Annotated in this window: 2 protein-coding genes; both read left to right on the forward strand. The window is 60.8% G+C overall.

The window, feature by feature from the left end; translation table 11 throughout:
• The first annotated feature begins 63 nt into the window (after window positions 1-63).
• On the forward strand, window positions 64-1443 hold the full coding sequence (gene argH / locus ACOCD2_RS18480) for an argininosuccinate lyase (protein ID WP_419582329.1): 1380 nt from the start codon (window positions 64-66) through the stop codon (window positions 1441-1443).
• A 20-nt stretch (window positions 1444-1463) separates the two neighbouring features.
• Window positions 1464-1622 (forward strand): hypothetical protein, encoded by a 159-nt coding sequence (locus ACOCD2_RS18485; RefSeq protein WP_419625877.1) that lies wholly within the window; start codon window positions 1464-1466, stop codon window positions 1620-1622.
• Window positions 1623-1802: the final 180 nt, after the last annotated feature.

Genomic DNA, 1802 nt, shown 5'->3' on the forward strand with positions numbered 1-1802 from the left:
AGACAGGGGTAATCAAGTAACGGTATGCATAAGCTCACATTGCATCACCTTCAGGAAAACACGATGACCGACAAGAAACTCTGGGCCGGACGCTTCAATCAGCCTACTGACGCCTTCGTAGAAGCCTTCACCGCTTCCGTGGAATTTGATCAGCGCCTCGCCGACTACGATATCCAGGGCTCTATCGCCCATGCCACCATGCTGGCGCGCCAGGGCATCCTCACGGAAACCGAAAGGGACAGCATCATCGGCGGCCTAGAGCGCATCCGCGAGCGGATCGCCAAGGGCGAATTCCCCTGGTCCGTGGCCCTGGAAGACGTGCACATGAATATCGAGGCCGCCCTCACGGAGGACATCGGCGACGCGGGCAAGAAGCTGCATACCGGCCGCTCCCGCAACGACCAGGTGGCCACGGACGTGCGCCTGTGGCTGCGTGACAAAATCGCCGCCATCCAGGCCGAGATCCGTCGTTTCCAGCTGGCCCTGCTGGAGCTGGCGGAGCGCGAGGCCGAGACCATACTGCCCGGCTTCACTCACCTGCAGACCGCACAGCCCGTCACCTTCGGCCACCACATGCTGGCCTGGTTCGAGATGCTGCAACGCGACCATGGCCGCTTCGGTGACTGCGCCCGGCGCATGAATCAATGCCCCCTGGGGGCTGCCGCCCTGGCCGGCACCACCTACCCCATAGACCGGGAATACAGCGCCGAACTGCTGGGCTTCGACGCCCCCTGCGCCAATTCCCTGGATGCCGTCAGCGACCGGGACTTCGCCATCGAGTTCAGCGCCGCCGCCAGCATCCTCATGATGCACTTGTCGCGCATGTCCGAGGAACTCATCATCTGGTCCTCGGCCCAGTTCGGCTTCATCACCCTGTCGGACAGCTTCTGCACCGGCTCCTCCATCATGCCCCAGAAAAAGAACCCCGACGTGCCCGAGCTGGTTCGGGGCAAGAGCGGCCGGGTGTTCGGTCATCTCATGGGACTGCTCACCCTGATGAAGTCCCAGCCCCTGGCCTACAACAAGGACAACCAAGAAGACAAGGAGCCCCTGTTCGACACCGTGGACAACCTCAAGGGCTGCCTCAAGGTCTTCGCCGACATGGTGCCGGAAATCACCTGCAACACCGACGCCATGCGCCAGGCCGCCCTCAAGGGCTTCGCCACCGCCACCGACCTGGCCGACTACCTGGTGCACAAGGGCATTCCCTTCCGCGACGCCCACGAAGTAGTTGGAAAGGCCGTGGCCCTGTGCGTGGAGCGTGGCATTGATCTTGCGGACCTGAGCCTGAACGAGCTGCGGGCGTTCAATGAGGCCATTACCGAGGATGTTTTCGAATATCTCACCCTAGAAGGCTCCGTGGACGCCCGCGACCACACCGGCGGCACGGCCCCGGCGCAGGTGCGCAAGGCCATCGCCCGGGCCAGGGGCGCCCTAGCATGAGCAACAGTGTTCGAGTCAGTGTGACATTTTCCTTTCGCGGTAAATTGCTGCAGCCCGAAATCCGTCTCGACCTGGACAAAGCCTTGCAGCAGAACCTGGAACCGGAAAATATCTATGCCCTCCTCGCTACCCGCAACGGCATCGACTACTATTCCTACGAAGTAACTACTCACCCCTAAGATGAGTACAAGCCTGCCTCGATGGATCTAAATCGCTTTTTCATGTCTGTAGAGGCTTGACATCATAGCACGCCGAGTCTATGCTATTGACCCAACACATCGAATGGATCAACAGCCATGGGCAGTTATTTTGGATCGAAGGCGACCTCCGGACTGTGCCAGCCCATCATCGCCCTGATG

Origin of the sequence: Thiolapillus sp. (genome assembly GCF_048562965.1) — a bacterium.
In the GTDB taxonomy this organism is placed as follows: domain Bacteria; phylum Pseudomonadota; class Gammaproteobacteria; order Chromatiales; family Chromatiaceae; genus Thiolapillus; species Thiolapillus brandeum_A.